Here is a 13962-nt window from a genome sequence, read left to right on the forward strand (position 1 = left end):
ATCCGTGCCCGTGCGTTAATGTTTTGCTGACCATGGAAACGGTCGGCAGCGAGTATTTTTATTTCTGAACCGGAACAATTTTCGAGGAAACAAGTTTCCACAGCAGAAATGCCACAAACTCCGGTCGCACTTCCTGCGAGTGGATCTGGCCGAGACGCTGAAGTAAGTCGCTGGATGGCTTTGCGCTGCCGGGAAGACTTCAGCGGCGGACATGGAGGAGACATATCATGCTTGGTACGATATTGCTCATAATACTGATTCTGCTGCTGGTTGGCGCACTTCCTAGCTGGGGTTACAGCCGCGCTTGGGGGTACGGCCCGTCGGGTGGTCTCGGGCTTGTTCTCGTCATTGTCCTTATTCTGCTATTGATGGGGCGGATCTGATCCGCAGATCATCGTTGAAAACCTCGAAACACCAGGGAGCTAACATCATGAAAAAGATCATTGCCGCCATCGCCCTCGTCGGCGCACTGGCATCGTGCACCGCAACGGAAAAGGGCACGGCCATCGGCGCCGGTACCGGTGCTTTGATTGGCGGCGTCGCCACGCATAGCTGGGGTGGTGCAGCGGTCGGCGCAGTCGCCGGCGGCCTCGTCGGCAACCTCATCGGACAATCCGAAGATCGCCGCGGCTATTGCATCTATCGCGACCGTTACGGCCGCCGCTACGAGGCTCGTTGCCGCTAAGACGAACGTCTCATGACCGGCTGCCTTGCGGTCGGCCGGTCATGATGTCAGCGCCGCAAGACAGTGGCGCGAAACAAGCTCGGGCATGCTGCGCAAAACATGCGGCGTTTTTGCCGCAACGACATGCGCAAAATCAAAAGCCTGGAGCGCACGAAGCCAATTTTAAAGATCGTAGCGCCGCTTGGCCAACATCATCCTCTCCCCGCACCAACCGGCTGCGGGGAGAGAAATAGCAGTGTTTTGAGAAAGGAACGGCGTTATGGCCGCAATTATCGCAAGCATTGCAGCACTTTTATTCGTCGGAACAACCTTCTACGCGCTCGGCTCCGCCGCAAGAACACGCGGCAAGGAGAAACGGCGAATGGCAATCGAAGCTGTCATCCTGGAATTCAAGCCGCGACAACGGCAATCGGCCGGCTCGGGCCGTGGATGATTGCCGGGTTGCCCCGGCAATCCCGTCGAAAATGCCTGTTTAGACGAAGAACTGTCCGCCGTTTGCGGTGATGGTTGACCCGGTGATGAAACCGGCATCGTCGCTGGCGAGGAAAACCACAATGCGTGCGATTTCCTCCGGTTCGCCCAGTCGTCCGACCGGAATTTGCGGAATGATACGCTCGTTCAGTACCTTTTCCGGCACGGCAAGCACCATCTCCGTTGCAATATAGCCGGGGCAAATGGCATTTACCGTGATATTCTTGGCAGCACCTTCTTGCGCAAGCGCCTTGGTAAAGCCGAGGTCGCCGGCCTTGGCGGCGGAATAATTGGCCTGCCCCATTTGCCCTTTCTGACCGTTGATCGACGAAATATTGATGACGCGGCCGAAGCTACGATCGCGCATGCCCTGCCAGACATGGTGGGTCATGTTGAACAGGCCGGTGAGGTTGGTGTTGACAACCTCATGCCATTGCTGCGGCGTCATCTTGTGGAACATCGCATCGCGCGTAATGCCGGCATTGTTGACCAGGATGTCGACGTGGCCGAGATCGTGCTCGACCTTGGCGATCCCCTTGCCGCAAGCCTCGTAATCGGCCACATCCCACCGATAGACGGAAATACCCGTGACCTCGTGGAACGCATGAGCCTTTTCCTCGTTGCCGGCATAGGTCGCCGCAACCTTGTAGCCGGCGTTGTGGAGCGCCATCGAAATGGCCGCTCCGATACCGCGCGTTCCACCGGTTACCAATACCACTCTGCTCATGTGCCACTCCCCTTTGTTGGGACCGAGACGTGACAACCGATCGCGAGGTCGCCCGCTCCGCCTCTCTTCACCGATTCCGACAGAAAATCCCGCTGCGAGACGTCAAAGCGCCTCGAAGCACATGGCAACGCCCATGCCGCCGCCGATGCACAGCGTGGCAAGCCCCTTGCGGGCGCCGCGGCGCTTCATTTCGAACAGCAGTGTGTTGAGAACGCGCGCGCCGGACGCACCGATCGGATGACCGATGGCGATGGCGCCGCCATTGACGTTGACGATGGACGTATCCCAGCCGAGATCCTTGTTGACGGCGCAAGCCTGGGCGGCGAAGGCTTCGTTGGCCTCGACGAGATCGAGATCGCCAACGGACCAGCCGGCCTTTTCCAGAGCCTTGCGGGATGCCGGAATGGGGCCGGTGCCCATGATCTGCGGATCAACGCCTGCCGTTGCCCAGGAAACGATGCGGGCGAGCGGCTGGATGCCGCGGCGCGAGGCTTCCGCCTCGGTCATCAGCACGGTGGCAGCCGCGCCGTCGTTCAGGCCGGAGGCATTGCCGGCGGTCACGGTGCCTTCCTTGTCGAAGGCCGGGCGCAGCTTCACCATGCCGTCCAGCGTCGCGCCATGGCGGATATACTCGTCGGCATCGACGGTTACGTCGCCCTTGCGCGTCTGGATGGTGAAGGGGACGATCTCATCCTTGAAGCGCCCCGCCTTCTGGGCGGCTTCCGCCTTGTTCTGCGAGGAAACGGCGAACTGGTCCTGCTCCTCGCGGGAAAGCTGCCACTGCCGCGCGACGTTTTCCGCCGTGATGCCCATGTGGTAGCCGTAGAAGGCGTCCGTCAGGCCGTCCTTGATCATGGTGTCGATCATCTTCATGTCGCCCATCTTCGTGCCGGCACGCAGATTAGCGGCATGCGGCGCCATCGACATCGATTCCTGGCCGCCGGCGACGATGATCTTGGCATCGCCGGTCAGGATCTGCTGCATGCCGAGCGCGACGGCGCGCAGGCCCGAACCGCAAAGCTGGTTGACGCCCCATGCGGTCGCTTCCTGCGGAATGCCGGCCTTCATGGCGGCCTGGCGGGCCGGATTCTGGCCTTCACCAGCCTGCAGCACCTGGCCGAGGATCACTTCGTCGACTTCCTTTGCGTCGACGCCGGCGCGTTCCAGCGCGCCCTTGATCGCGGTGGCGCCAAGCTCATGAGCCGGAACCGCCGCAAACGCGCCGTTGAAGGAGCCGACGGCGGTACGGGCCGCGCTGGCGACAACGATGGATGAACTGCTCATGGAAGCCTCCTCACAGGATGAACGTGTATATGAGGCGAAACTGTCAAAGCTTTGCGCCGGAGTCAAACTGCAAGAATTTCCGGCACGCAGATTTCATGAAGCCGTCATTGCCCGCAAAAAATCCAATCAAAGGAAAGGGCTTGCCGCATCGCACAAAGCGATTGTCACCAAGCTTCTTTTGCGTCTACACTCAGCGGTGGAGGAGCATTCCATACAATCAGACGGGGCCAGGAGACTGATAATGGCGAAGAATGACGGCCAGATCGTAATCAAGAAATACGCCAATCGCCGCCTATACAATACCGGCACCAGCACCTACGTGACGCTGGACGACCTGGCGGAGATGGTGAAGAAGGGCGAGGAGTTTACCGTCCAGGATGCCAAGAGCGGTGAGGATATTACGCATTCGGTCCTGACGCAGATCATTTTCGAACAGGAATCGAAGACCGGCAACACGCTGCTGCCGATTTCCTTCCTGCGGCAGTTGATCGGCTATTACGGCGATCAGATGCAGATGGTCGTGCCGAGCTTCCTTGAGCATTCCATGCGCGCTTTCACCGAACAGCAGACGCAGATGCGCGAGCAGATGAACCGTGCCTTCGGCGAGACGCCGCTTGGCAAGAACCTGCAGTTGCCGATGCAGATGGTCGAGGAACAGGTTCGCCGCAACACCGAGATGTTCCAGCAAGCCATGCAGATGTTCTCACCCTTCATGAAGCCGCCGGCCAAAGAAAGCCGCAAGGCCGAAGCCAAGGACATCGACGAGCTGAAGGAGCAGCTCCGCGCCATGCAGAGCAAGCTGGACAGCCTCTAAGATCAGACCTCGCATCCGCAGCGGATGCGAGAACCACCAAGGCTTTTCGGACTGACGAAATCACAATCCGCAAACAAAAAGGCCGGCGAAACGCCAGCCTTTTTTATTCATGCCATCGAGGTGGCGCTGAAATTATGCGCTTTCCTTCGGCGTCAGAACCTGACGGCCGCGATACATACCGGTCTTCAGATCGATATGGTGCGGGCGGCGCAGTTCGCCGGAGTTCTTGTCTTCGACATAGGTCGGAGCCTTCAGTGCGTCAGCCGAGCGGCGCATACCGCGCTTGGACGGGCTCGTTTTTCTCTTCGGTACAGCCATTCTCGTTACTCCAATTGGCGGACGAAACATATCCGCGGCCAGCCAGGCGGCCGAAATAGACATGCATCAATTTCGGAAATTGGGCGGGCTTATACATGGCTTACGGGGCTTTGACCAGTCCCTTCCAGCATTTTTTGCCCAGCGCGCCCGAATCCGGTCGAATCGGCCCGTCAGTCCTCATCCTCCGGAACGATCCAGGTTTCCTTCAACGCCGCCTCTTCCCATTTCTTCCAGGCAGGCAGCGCCTTCATAGCGGCCATATAGGCCTTTGTCTTGGCCGAGACGGCGATATCGTAACGTTCAAGGCGGCTGACGACCGGCGCGAACATGGCATCGGCGCCGGAAAAGGCGCCGAACAGGAACGGACCGCCAGAACGGGAGCGGGCTTCGTGCCAGATGGTTTCGATGCGTGCCACATCCTTCATGACCTCGCCGGGCAGATCGGGACGGCCAACAGGACGACGCATGTTCATCGGGCAATTGCTGCGCAGAGCACTGAAGCCCGAAAGCATCTCCATGCTGTAGGAGCGCGCCAGGGACCGTGCCTGCCGATCCTGCGGCAGCAGACCGGCATCGGGGAAGAGTTCGGCCACATATTCGATGATGGCGAGAGACTCCCAGATCTTGAAGCCGCCATGGTCCAGCATCGGCACCTTGCCGGTCGGAGAAACCTCGCGGATCTGCGGATTGCCCGCCGAAAAATCGAACGGGATCAACACCTCTTCGAAGGCGACACCACAACCCTCCAGCGCGATCCATGGCCGGAACGACCATGAGGAATAATTCTTGTTGCCGATGTAGAGGGTTAGCTTGTCCATAAGCCCTGCTTTCCTGTTAGTTTTGAAATTCAAAGACGAGGAGTTCCTCGAAATGGTTCATGTCGCCGAACGAGCAAAAGGCCGGCGGCCGCAATTCCAGAACGGGCACCTCGGCATGCAGCATCGCCGCAACCTCATCCAGCATGGTTTGCCAGCGCGGCAGCGCCTCGTCCACCAGCCGCTCGATGGCATAGGCAAACGTGATATGGAAAGGATAGGTCTCGTGATCGGGATGGCGATAGTCGAGAAGATCCGCCAGCGCATTGCGCCAGGCGTGCATTGTCTTGCGGTCCGCCTCCGTAGCTCCATCGACCAGAAGGCCGCTCGGTCGCGCCTTCGTCACCGCCACCTTGAAGGGATCGCGCATGGAAAAGACCTTCAGCCGCTCGCCCATGATCTCGGTCATCTCGTCGATCGGCGCATCGAGCGCAATGTCGGCAGGCCAAAAGGGCCGGCTGCGGCGATATTCGATGATGCCCTGAAACAGGGTCATGTGCAGGCTTGAGACCGGCGTGAAGGCAAATTGTCCGGCCTCCGGCATATCGAGATATCTTTGCCGGGCGGCAACCATCGCACGCTGCGTCTGCGAACCGTCCTCGACATGGCAGACGATCGTATTGCCCGGCTCGGGCTTGAAGATGCCGGAGCGATCGTAGCGCGTGCCGAGATGGAGAGGCGGCTCCGGATGCAGGCTCTTGGCATATTTGAGCAGCTCGGGAGAGAAAACGTCGAAATTCATGGGGCGTCCGATCTTCGTTGGCAGATCATCCGCCCTTACGTCATGGCCAAGAATGCCAGATGACAACAAGCCGATCGAACGACAAGTTCTGATCTCAGTCATAAAGACATTTGATATATGCGTCGGCATTGCGCGCACGGCGCTGGATCAGCGAGGCAAGCTGGCTGAGCCCGCGCCCCGGCCTGCTGGCCACGCGGTCGATCGGGTTGGGAAGAGAGACGGCCAGAAGCGCCGCCTGGCGGCCCGTCAGCTTGGAAGCCGGCACCTTGAAATGATAACGCGCCGCCGCCTCGATGCCGTAAATGCCAGGCCCCCATTCGGCGATATTGAGATAGATCTCCATCATCCGCCGCTTCGACCAGATTGTGGAGGCCGAGACCGCAAGCGGCAATTCCATCGTCTTGCGTACAAACGAGCGGCTGTTCCACAGGAACAGGTTCTTTACCGTCTGCATGGGGATGGTGCTGCCGCCGCGTGTCGATTTACCCCGCATCGTCTCCTGGATAAGCAAGCGCATCTCGCCCCAATCGACGCCGCCATGAAAGCAGAACTGCCCGTCCTCCGAGACCATGACGGACTTCACCAGGACCGGGGCAATATTCTCCAGCGGAACCCAGCGGCGATCATATCCCTGGAAGGTTACGGCATCGCCGATCATCAGCGTCGAAACCGGGTGAATGAACGGCAGGACGTAGAATAGAATGAAGAGATAAGGCAGCAAAAACAAGCCGATCACCACGAGGACGATACGCTGCCAAAGCGGGCGGACACGGAAGCGCGCCAACAGGGAGGACCGTCGCGGCACCTCAGCTTCCTCTTCATTGTCCGTCGATATGTCCAATTGTCTGACGTCCACGGTCGCTCCATCCCGATACACTCCCCATGTATCCGGGAAACGCTCTGATGCTGCACTCGTCATATCGCCTACACAGAGCGATGACCAGAGTGCGACGCCATTCCCTACCCCGCTGTCGACAATTCTCGTTGCCAGCAACCGCCTCTCATGCCAAACAGCCGCCATGGACAGCACCCACTCCTCATTCGAGCGCCGCCTTAAGGATAGTGCCGGCAAGATCGAAGCCCTCCTCAGCCGGCTCTTGGCCGATGCCAGCCTCGATGACGAGGTCGTTCGCCCTGCCCGATTGCTAAGCGCGATGCGCCACGGCGTACTGAACGGCGGCAAGCGGTTAAGGCCCTTCCTCGTCTTGGAGTCCGCAGCACTTCTCGGCGGCAATGCCGACGCCGCCCTCCGGATCGGCGCGGCACTCGAATGCGTGCATTGCTATTCGCTCGTTCACGACGACCTGCCGGCCATGGACGATGACGACCTGCGCCGCGGCCAGCCGACCGTGCACATCGCTTACGATTACGCCACCGCAATCCTGGCGGGCGACAGTCTGCTGACCTACGCTTTCGACATCATCGCCGCCCCGGAAACCGATCTGCCCGCCGACCGGAAAATGGCGCTCGTGCTTGCGCTGTCGCGGGCAGCCGGCATCGGCGGCATGGCCGGCGGCCAGGCGCTCGATCTCGCCGCGGAGAAGGAAACGCCCGACGAAGACGGCATCACGACGCTGCAAGCAATGAAGACCGGCGCGCTCATCCGTTTCGCCTGCGAAGCCGGTGCCATCATCGCCGGCGCCTCCGCCGAAGATCGCAAGCGCCTTCGGACCTTCGGCGAGAAGATCGGCCTCGCCTTCCAGCTCGCCGACGACCTGCTCGACCTCACGGCTGACGCCGCCACCATGGGCAAGGCGACCGGCAAGGATGCCGCCCGCGGCAAGGGAACGCTGGTGGGCCTGCATGGTCAGGAATGGGCTGAAGCCACCGTTTCGAGACTGGTGAGCGAAGCGGGCGACCTGCTATCCGTCTATGGCGACAAGGCAGGCACCTTGGTCGAGACGGCCAGCTTCGTGGCGAACCGCAGAAGCTGAGCTTCTCTCCCGCAATTTGCCCGGCACAGGACCACCCGAACGAAGCCCCTGAATGTCACGGTGACAAGAATCCACCAGCCCGAGGGTGATTTCCGGCCGGTTCTGTGACAAGTTCCGCATCCGAATTGACCTTCGAACGCGAAATTCTTCGCGTCGGCCGAGTTCCCGGGAAAGTCACCTATGCGCGAAGCGCTCGCCTATCTGCCGCAGATTCTGCCGGCCTACGTCGCCTACATCATCGCCGTCGCCAGCCCCGGCCCGGCCATCATGGCCATCATCGGCACATCGATGACCCACGGCCGCAAGGCGGGCATGACCCTCTCGCTCGGCATCTTCGGGGGATCGGTGACATGGGCAATTGCCGCTGCCGCCGGCCTCGCCACTCTGCTGCAGACCTATGCGATGGCTCTGGAAATCCTGAAGATTTTCGGCGGGCTCTATCTGCTTTATCTCGCCTACAAGGCGTTTCGCGCCGTCCGCGCAAACGGAGAGCTGACGGCCGCGGCAGAGGGGCCAAAGATGCCCAGCTTCAAATCGCTGATCCTGCGCGGCTACGGCATCCACGTCACCAACCCGAAGGCGATCTTCGCGTGGCTCGCCATCATCGCGCTCGGCATGCCGCAGGGCGCCCCCGCCTCGGTTGCCGTGCTGATCATCGTCGTCTGCTGCAGCACCGGCTTGGTGGTGTTCATGGGCTATTCGATCCTGTTCTCCACGCCACACGCGCTGAAGATCTACCGCAGTGCGCGCCGCTGGATCGAAGGCGCGATGGCCGGCTTCTATTGCTTCGCCGGCATCAAGCTGCTGACCAGCAATTTATAGAGCAACCATAGGAGAAGATCGCATGGTGGTTTGCCATGCGAAATCGCGCGAAAGCCAACAATAGGACGGTTTAGGCGGCGGATCACTCCGCCGCGACGTTCTTCTGACCGAACCGCTTTTCGATATAGTCGGTCACCAGCGCCTCGAAATCCGACGCTATGTTCGGGCCGCGCAGCGTCATCGCCTTCTGACCATCGATGAAGACCGGGGCGGCCGGTGTCTCGCCGGTGCCGGGCAGCGAAATGCCGATATCGGCATGCTTGCTTTCGCCGGGGCCGTTGACGATGCAGCCCATGACGGCGACGTTGAGCGCTTCGACGCCCGGATATTTCTCACGCCAGACCGGCATGTTCTTGCGGATGTCGTTCTGGATGTTCTGCGCCAGTTCCTGGAAGACAGTCGAGGTCGTACGGCCGCAGCCGGGACAAGCCGCAACCACGGGGATGAACTGGCGGAAGCCCATGACCTGCAGCAGCTCCTGCGCCACCTGCACCTCGCGGGTACGGTCGCCATTCGGCTCTGGCGTCAGCGAAACGCGGATGGTGTCGCCGATGCCATGCTGCAGCACATAGCCCATGGCGGCGGACGAGGCGACGATGCCCTTGGAACCCATGCCGGCCTCGGTGAGGCCGAGATGTAGCGCATGGTCGGAACGCTCCGACAGCATGGAATAGACGGCGATCAGATCCTGCACCTGGCTGACCTTGGCCGACAGGATGATGCGATTGCGCGGCAAGCCGATTTCCTCGGCAAGATCGGCGGAGATCAGCGCCGACTGCACGATCGTCTCGCGCGTCACCTGACGGGCCGACAGCGGCGAGCCTTCGGCGGCATTCTTGTCCATCAGCGCGGTCAGGAGATCCTGATCGAGCGAGCCCCAGTTGACGCCGATGCGCACCGGCTTGTCGTAGCGGATCGCCATCTCGATGATCTCGGCGAACTGCTTGTCCTTCTTGTCCTTGAAGCCGACATTGCCGGGATTGATGCGGTACTTCGCCAGCGCCTCGGCGCAGGCGGGATGATCGGCAAGCAGCTTGTGGCCGATATAATGGAAATCGCCGATGAGCGGCACGTCCATGCCAAGCCGCAACAGCCGCTCGCGGATCTTCGGCACAGCGGCGGCGCTTTCGTCACGATCGACGGTGATGCGCACGAGTTCCGAGCCGGCCTTGTAGAGGGCGGCGACCTGGGCGACGGTCGAATCGATATCGGCCGTGTCGGTATTGGTCATGGACTGCACGACGACGGGGGCACCGCCGCCGACGATCACGCCGCCGACATCGACGGCAACGGAGGAACGGCGCGGTTTCGGGTCGAAATCGGTGGCGGACGACATGGAAAGCTCTCGCAGGCCTTTGAAACGGGTGCCTTTCAGGTGGATCACGAAGCGGTCGTTGTCAACCGCTCCGGCGATCTCTTTTGATCGGCAAAGATCTATCCGTTACCGAGCAAAAGCGACGAAATTAATGCTTGGCATCTCCAATACCGTCGGCGTATCGCGCCAGCGACGACAGCGCCAGCACGACAAGCAGCAGCACCGGCAGCGCCATGAGCACCGGCGAGAAGCCGATATGCTCGGCAGCAAAGCCGATCGCCGAAGGCGCCACCAGCATGCCGGAATAACCAAGCGTCGTGACGACGGAGATACCGATACCAGGCTGCAGACCGGGAATATTGCCGGCTGCCGAAAAGGCGATCGGCACCATGTTGGAAATACCGATGCCGCAGAGCGCAAAGCCGAGAATGGCGATCTCGGCATTGGGAGCCAGTGCCGCCGTCAGCATGCCGACGATGGCAAAGACCGTGCAGACACGCAACGTCCTGATGGCGCCGAGCCAATCGCGCACGAAATCGCCGGCAAAGCGCATGGTCGCCATCGTTGCCGAGAAGGCAGCGAAACCGAAGCCCGACAATGCCACCGACGCGCCCTTTTCCTGGCTGAGATAGAGCGCGCTCCAATCGAGAACTGCACCTTCCGGCACCATGCAGAACAGTGCGACGATACCAAGCAGCCAGGGCAGCGGAATCATCGGCAGTTTTGCCTTCGGCTTGGCCTTATCATGGTGCGGCTGGTCGCTGAGAACCATCGGCCAGGCAACCACCAGGAAAAGGACGGCGATTGCGGTCGAGGCCTCGGCATGGCCGAGAACGCCCCAGCGCGAAATCAGCAAACCGCCGATCGCCGAGCCGAGCAGGCCGCCAAGGCTCCAGAAGGCATGGCACGAGGACATGATCGCCCGGCGCATGGATTTTTCGACCGAGACGGCATTGGCGTTCATCGCCACGTCCATGGCGCCGACGAAGCCGCCGAAGAGGAAGAGCGAAATCGCGGCTGTCCAGACATTCGGCGCCAGCGTCAGAGCCAGAATCATCGGCAACATCAGCACGGCAAGAATCTTGACGACGATGTGCGAGCCGCGCACGGCGATCTGCGCGCCGGCAAGCGGCATCATCGTCAACGAGCCGACGCCGAAAACCAAGATCATCAGGCCTAGCTCGAATTTCGACAATTGCAGGCGCTCGGCAAACTCCGGAATCTTCGGCGCCCAGCAGCCAACCATGAAGCCGTTCAGCAGGAACATCAACGAGACGGCCGCACGCGGTTTTGTGAAAAATCCGCTTCGCCGGGCCTCCAGACCCTCCAATCTCGTCATGTCGTCCATAAGAATTCCTCCAAATCGGTGCCGCAGTCTATTTAAATCGATTGAAATCTCAACGACGGAAAAGAGCGGCACCGGTCACATTTCGTCTCCCTCTGTTAAAGCGGAGGCAAAGACGTCACAACCTCAAATAAATAATTCATATGCGTACGGCATTGGTAAAAAGCGCTATTGACGGCGAAAAGGTAGGCTCCTATCGGTTGAGGCCTGAAAGATTCTTCAGTCGGTCTGTTGCCGGCTATCCCTTGGTGCTCCCCCGTGAAAAACCCCATCAGCTACGGCATCCTTCTTACGGTGTTTGCCTACATGCTGTTTACTGCCCACGATTCGGCGGTGAAGCTGCTCGTCTCTTCGATCCCTGTCTGGCAGGTCCTGTTCATCCGGAGCTGCACCATCCTCGCCGGCTGCTTCGTTTTTGAAGGCCCTGCCCTCGTTCACAAGGTGATGCGCTCGCCGATCATCAAGCCGATGATCCTGCGCAGCATCATCATCCTGATCGCCTGGATCTCCTATTATACCGCAGCCTCATACCTGCAGCTCGCCGAAGTCACGACGCTTTATTACGCCGCGCCGATCGTCGGGACCATTCTCGCCACCATCGTGCTGCGCGAAAAGGTCACCTTCGCGCGCTGGATGGCCGTGGGCGTCGGTTTTTGCGGCGTGGTGATCGCCTCCAATCCTGTTGGGTTGTCGATCTCCTGGCCCGTCTATCTTGCGCTGCAGGCGGCCGTCCTCTGGGCAAGCGGCATGGTGCTCCTGCGCAAGACCGCACTACACGAGAAGAGCCATATCCAGATGGCTGTCTCCAACATCCTGTTCATCATCCTGACCGCCGGTATGGCAATCGCCTACTGGCATACGCCGACACCGTTCCAGATCGTCCTGTTGCTACTCACCGGCATCATCGCCGGCGCCGGCCAGCTCGCGCTGTTCGAGGGCATGCGCCAGGCGCCCGTCTCGGTGCTGGCGCCGTTCGAATATACATCGCTCGTCTGGGCCTTCCTACTCGGCTACGTCATCTGGGGAGACATCCCCGGCAGCAACACCTTCATCGGTGCCATCCTCATCCTCAGCGCCGGCTTCATCATCATCATCAGCGAACGGATGAAGCGGCGCGCCGCCGCCGCTTGAAGCGCACAAGGACAAATTCTAGAGCGCGTGGCGGTCTTTCAGACACGATTCTCGCACTTTAGATCCTTGATACAGCGTATGTCAGCGCAGCAAAGCTGTCACCACACCGTTGCGCTACGCGCTCTATCGCCAAAGGTGTCCTCGGCGGGTTTTCGCGGTAAGGTATGGAGCAACCCGCATCCTGCGGGACCTTCGCATCCGCCGAGATGATAGAGACCGATGATGATCGACAAGTCCTTTTCCTGGCCGCGTGAACCGGTTGCTATTGTCGCGATCGGCGATTCCGGCGAGGCGCTTCTTTTGAGAGCCGTTCTCGAGAGCCTTGGAGCCGTGGTATTGCTGCATTTGCCGGGAACACCTGACGACGTCCTCAAATGCCTGGATCAGGGGGCCGATGCTCCGGAATATATCATCCTATCCGGCCACGGCGATGAGACGGGATTCGTGCTCGGGGAATTCGTCGAGGAAATCGACACCTCTGCCCTCGTCAAAGGGAGCTTACCGCCTGCCAATCTGATGAGCAGGATCAATCTGCCGGGCAAGGTCGTTCTGAGTACGGCCTGCCTGACGGGCAACGAGGCCTTCGCGCAAGCCTTTCTTTCCGGCGGCGTGCGCGCCTACATTGCTCCCGCCGAATACCCGGATGGCGCCGCAATTCCGCTCTTCGTACACGGCTTTTTCTATCATCTCCTGCAAAAGCAGGCCTCTTTGGAGGAAGCGCTCAATCTGGCGAGTGCGTTCGACGAGGCAGAATTGGCAATAGCACTCTTCAAAGGGACGAACGTCGAAGCTTCCACGGGATCGTGAGCGGCGCTGCCTCGCTCATATGGCTGTGACCACCTCGTTCCATTCGGCCCGCAGAATTCCCATGATCGCGGTATCCCATCGCTCCTCCCCGACCTTTGCGGAGGATCGGCGCACGCCTTCCCTGATAAGGCCAAGTTTTGCGTAAGTGCGTATGGCAGGCTCGTTCCAGGTGTAGACATTGAGTTCCACCCGCTCGATTGCGCCTTCGGAGAAAGCCCTAGCCAGAACCAGTTTCAGCATCGGAACGGCAATTCCCCTGCCACGCATGGCCGGCGCTATCGCGACCCTTGCTATCCGCGCCACCCCGTTCTGCCAATCGTAAACCAGCTGGGCATGGCCGACCGGACTTGAGCTTTCGTCCTCGGCCATCCAGCAGTGCCGCTCGGGGCGATCGCCATGGCCCACCTGAAGCAGGGGAGCAAGCTGCGAAGCGTCAAGCGGATGGCTGAAACCCGGACCGCCCCATTGAGCCAACTCCCTCTCATTGTCGAACCATGTAGGCAAAACTGCGAAATGTTCAGTCGAAAAGGGTTTCAGCGATAGCATGATAAGGGTTTCCAAGAGCGGATCGTGTTGTAGTTCAGTTGTCTGCCGCTGCTCAAACGATGTGGATGACGACGAAAGGCCGGAAGCCGAAATCAAACACCGTGTTTGCATCCGCAAGTCGATGCTGGCTCATTCATAGAGCCGTAGCGACTGACGATACCGCGAGCAGGAAAGCCCCGATATAGTTTGCACGCTCCATGGTTGTT

General features: G+C 60.2%; 17 protein-coding genes. 8 read left to right on the forward strand and 9 right to left on the reverse strand.

The annotated features are described in order from the left end of the window. The first annotated feature begins 227 nt into the window (after positions 1–227). From GGD46_RS13665 to GGD46_RS13675, 3 genes are all read left to right on the forward strand, one after another. The gene (locus GGD46_RS13665) at positions 228–383 is read left to right on the forward strand and encodes a DUF3309 family protein (RefSeq protein WP_184704651.1); all 156 of its coding nucleotides are present in this window, start codon (positions 228–230) and stop codon (positions 381–383) included. 44 nt (positions 384–427) lie between these two features. Further along, positions 428–685 carry a YMGG-like glycine zipper-containing protein gene (locus GGD46_RS13670; RefSeq protein WP_184705035.1) on the forward strand — a complete coding sequence of 86 codons (258 nt, stop codon included), beginning with the start codon at positions 428–430 and terminating at the stop codon, positions 683–685. A gap of 259 nt (positions 686–944) precedes the next feature. After that, entirely contained in the window at positions 945–1118 is a 174-nt protein-coding gene (locus GGD46_RS13675) for a hypothetical protein (RefSeq protein ID WP_184704653.1), read from the forward strand. A gap of 39 nt (positions 1119–1157) precedes the next feature. Here the strand turns inward: GGD46_RS13675 and GGD46_RS13680 are convergent, their stop codons facing one another. Together GGD46_RS13680 and GGD46_RS13685 are read right to left on the reverse strand one after the other, a co-directional pair. Next, positions 1158–1883 carry a beta-ketoacyl-ACP reductase gene (locus GGD46_RS13680; protein WP_184704655.1) on the reverse strand — a complete coding sequence of 242 codons (726 nt, stop codon included), beginning with the start codon at positions 1881–1883 and terminating at the stop codon, positions 1158–1160. Positions 1884–1985: 102 nt separating this feature from the next. After that, on the reverse strand, positions 1986–3167 hold the full coding sequence (locus GGD46_RS13685; RefSeq protein WP_184704657.1) for an acetyl-CoA C-acetyltransferase: 1182 nt from the start codon (positions 3165–3167) through the stop codon (positions 1986–1988). 241 nt (positions 3168–3408) lie between these two features. Between GGD46_RS13685 and phaR the strand changes: the two genes are divergently transcribed. Next, positions 3409–3981 carry a polyhydroxyalkanoate synthesis repressor PhaR gene (gene phaR, locus GGD46_RS13690; RefSeq protein ID WP_092847967.1) on the forward strand — a complete coding sequence of 191 codons (573 nt, stop codon included), beginning with the start codon at positions 3409–3411 and terminating at the stop codon, positions 3979–3981. A 132-nt stretch (positions 3982–4113) separates the two neighbouring features. Here the strand turns inward: phaR and rpmF are convergent, their stop codons facing one another. From rpmF to mtgA, 4 genes are all read right to left on the reverse strand, one after another. Continuing rightward, positions 4114–4299: a 50S ribosomal protein L32 gene (gene rpmF, locus GGD46_RS13695; RefSeq protein WP_003543812.1), complete on the reverse strand. Its 186-nt coding sequence runs from the start codon at positions 4297–4299 to the stop codon at positions 4114–4116. 170 nt (positions 4300–4469) lie between these two features. Then, a complete protein-coding gene (locus tag GGD46_RS13700) occupies positions 4470–5117 on the reverse strand; it encodes a glutathione S-transferase family protein (RefSeq protein ID WP_184704659.1) in 648 nt (215 codons plus the stop codon). A gap of 16 nt (positions 5118–5133) precedes the next feature. Next, positions 5134–5856, reverse strand: a complete 723-nt coding sequence (locus tag GGD46_RS13705; RefSeq protein ID WP_184704661.1) for a DUF1868 domain-containing protein — start codon at positions 5854–5856, stop codon at positions 5134–5136. Positions 5857–5950: 94 nt separating this feature from the next. Next, the gene (gene mtgA / locus GGD46_RS13710) at positions 5951–6775 is read right to left on the reverse strand and encodes a monofunctional biosynthetic peptidoglycan transglycosylase (protein WP_409527683.1); all 825 of its coding nucleotides are present in this window, start codon (positions 6773–6775) and stop codon (positions 5951–5953) included. Between the two features lie 100 nt (positions 6776–6875). Here mtgA and GGD46_RS13715 point away from each other — a divergent pair, with 100 nt between their 5' ends. Beyond that, entirely contained in the window at positions 6876–7790 is a 915-nt protein-coding gene (locus GGD46_RS13715) for a polyprenyl synthetase family protein (RefSeq protein WP_184704663.1), read from the forward strand. A 180-nt stretch (positions 7791–7970) separates the two neighbouring features. Continuing rightward, entirely contained in the window at positions 7971–8612 is a 642-nt protein-coding gene (locus GGD46_RS13720) for a LysE family translocator (protein ID WP_184704665.1), read from the forward strand. A gap of 82 nt (positions 8613–8694) precedes the next feature. On the opposite strand, the gene ispG is transcribed toward GGD46_RS13720, so the two are convergent. Together ispG and GGD46_RS13730 are read right to left on the reverse strand one after the other, a co-directional pair. Continuing rightward, positions 8695–9948, reverse strand: coding sequence for a flavodoxin-dependent (E)-4-hydroxy-3-methylbut-2-enyl-diphosphate synthase (gene ispG / locus GGD46_RS13725; protein ID WP_047634391.1), 1254 nt, complete (start codon positions 9946–9948; stop codon positions 8695–8697). Between the two features lie 127 nt (positions 9949–10075). After that, positions 10076–11275, reverse strand: a complete 1200-nt coding sequence (locus tag GGD46_RS13730; protein WP_184704666.1) for an MFS transporter — start codon at positions 11273–11275, stop codon at positions 10076–10078. Between the two features lie 255 nt (positions 11276–11530). Between GGD46_RS13730 and GGD46_RS13735 the strand changes: the two genes are divergently transcribed. Continuing rightward, complete coding sequence (locus GGD46_RS13735; protein ID WP_184704668.1) at positions 11531–12403, forward strand: DMT family transporter; 873 nt, start codon at positions 11531–11533, stop codon at positions 12401–12403. A 222-nt stretch (positions 12404–12625) separates the two neighbouring features. Further along, positions 12626–13210, forward strand: a complete 585-nt coding sequence (locus tag GGD46_RS13740; RefSeq protein WP_184705039.1) for a hypothetical protein — start codon at positions 12626–12628, stop codon at positions 13208–13210. A 15-nt stretch (positions 13211–13225) separates the two neighbouring features. Here the strand turns inward: GGD46_RS13740 and GGD46_RS13745 are convergent, their stop codons facing one another. Then, a complete protein-coding gene (locus GGD46_RS13745) occupies positions 13226–13756 on the reverse strand; it encodes a GNAT family N-acetyltransferase (protein WP_184704670.1) in 531 nt (176 codons plus the stop codon). Positions 13757–13962 lie beyond the last annotated feature (206 nt).

Source organism: Martinezella lusitana (genome assembly GCF_014207095.1).
In the GTDB taxonomy this organism is placed as follows: Bacteria; Pseudomonadota; Alphaproteobacteria; order Rhizobiales; family Rhizobiaceae; genus Rhizobium; species Rhizobium lusitanum_B.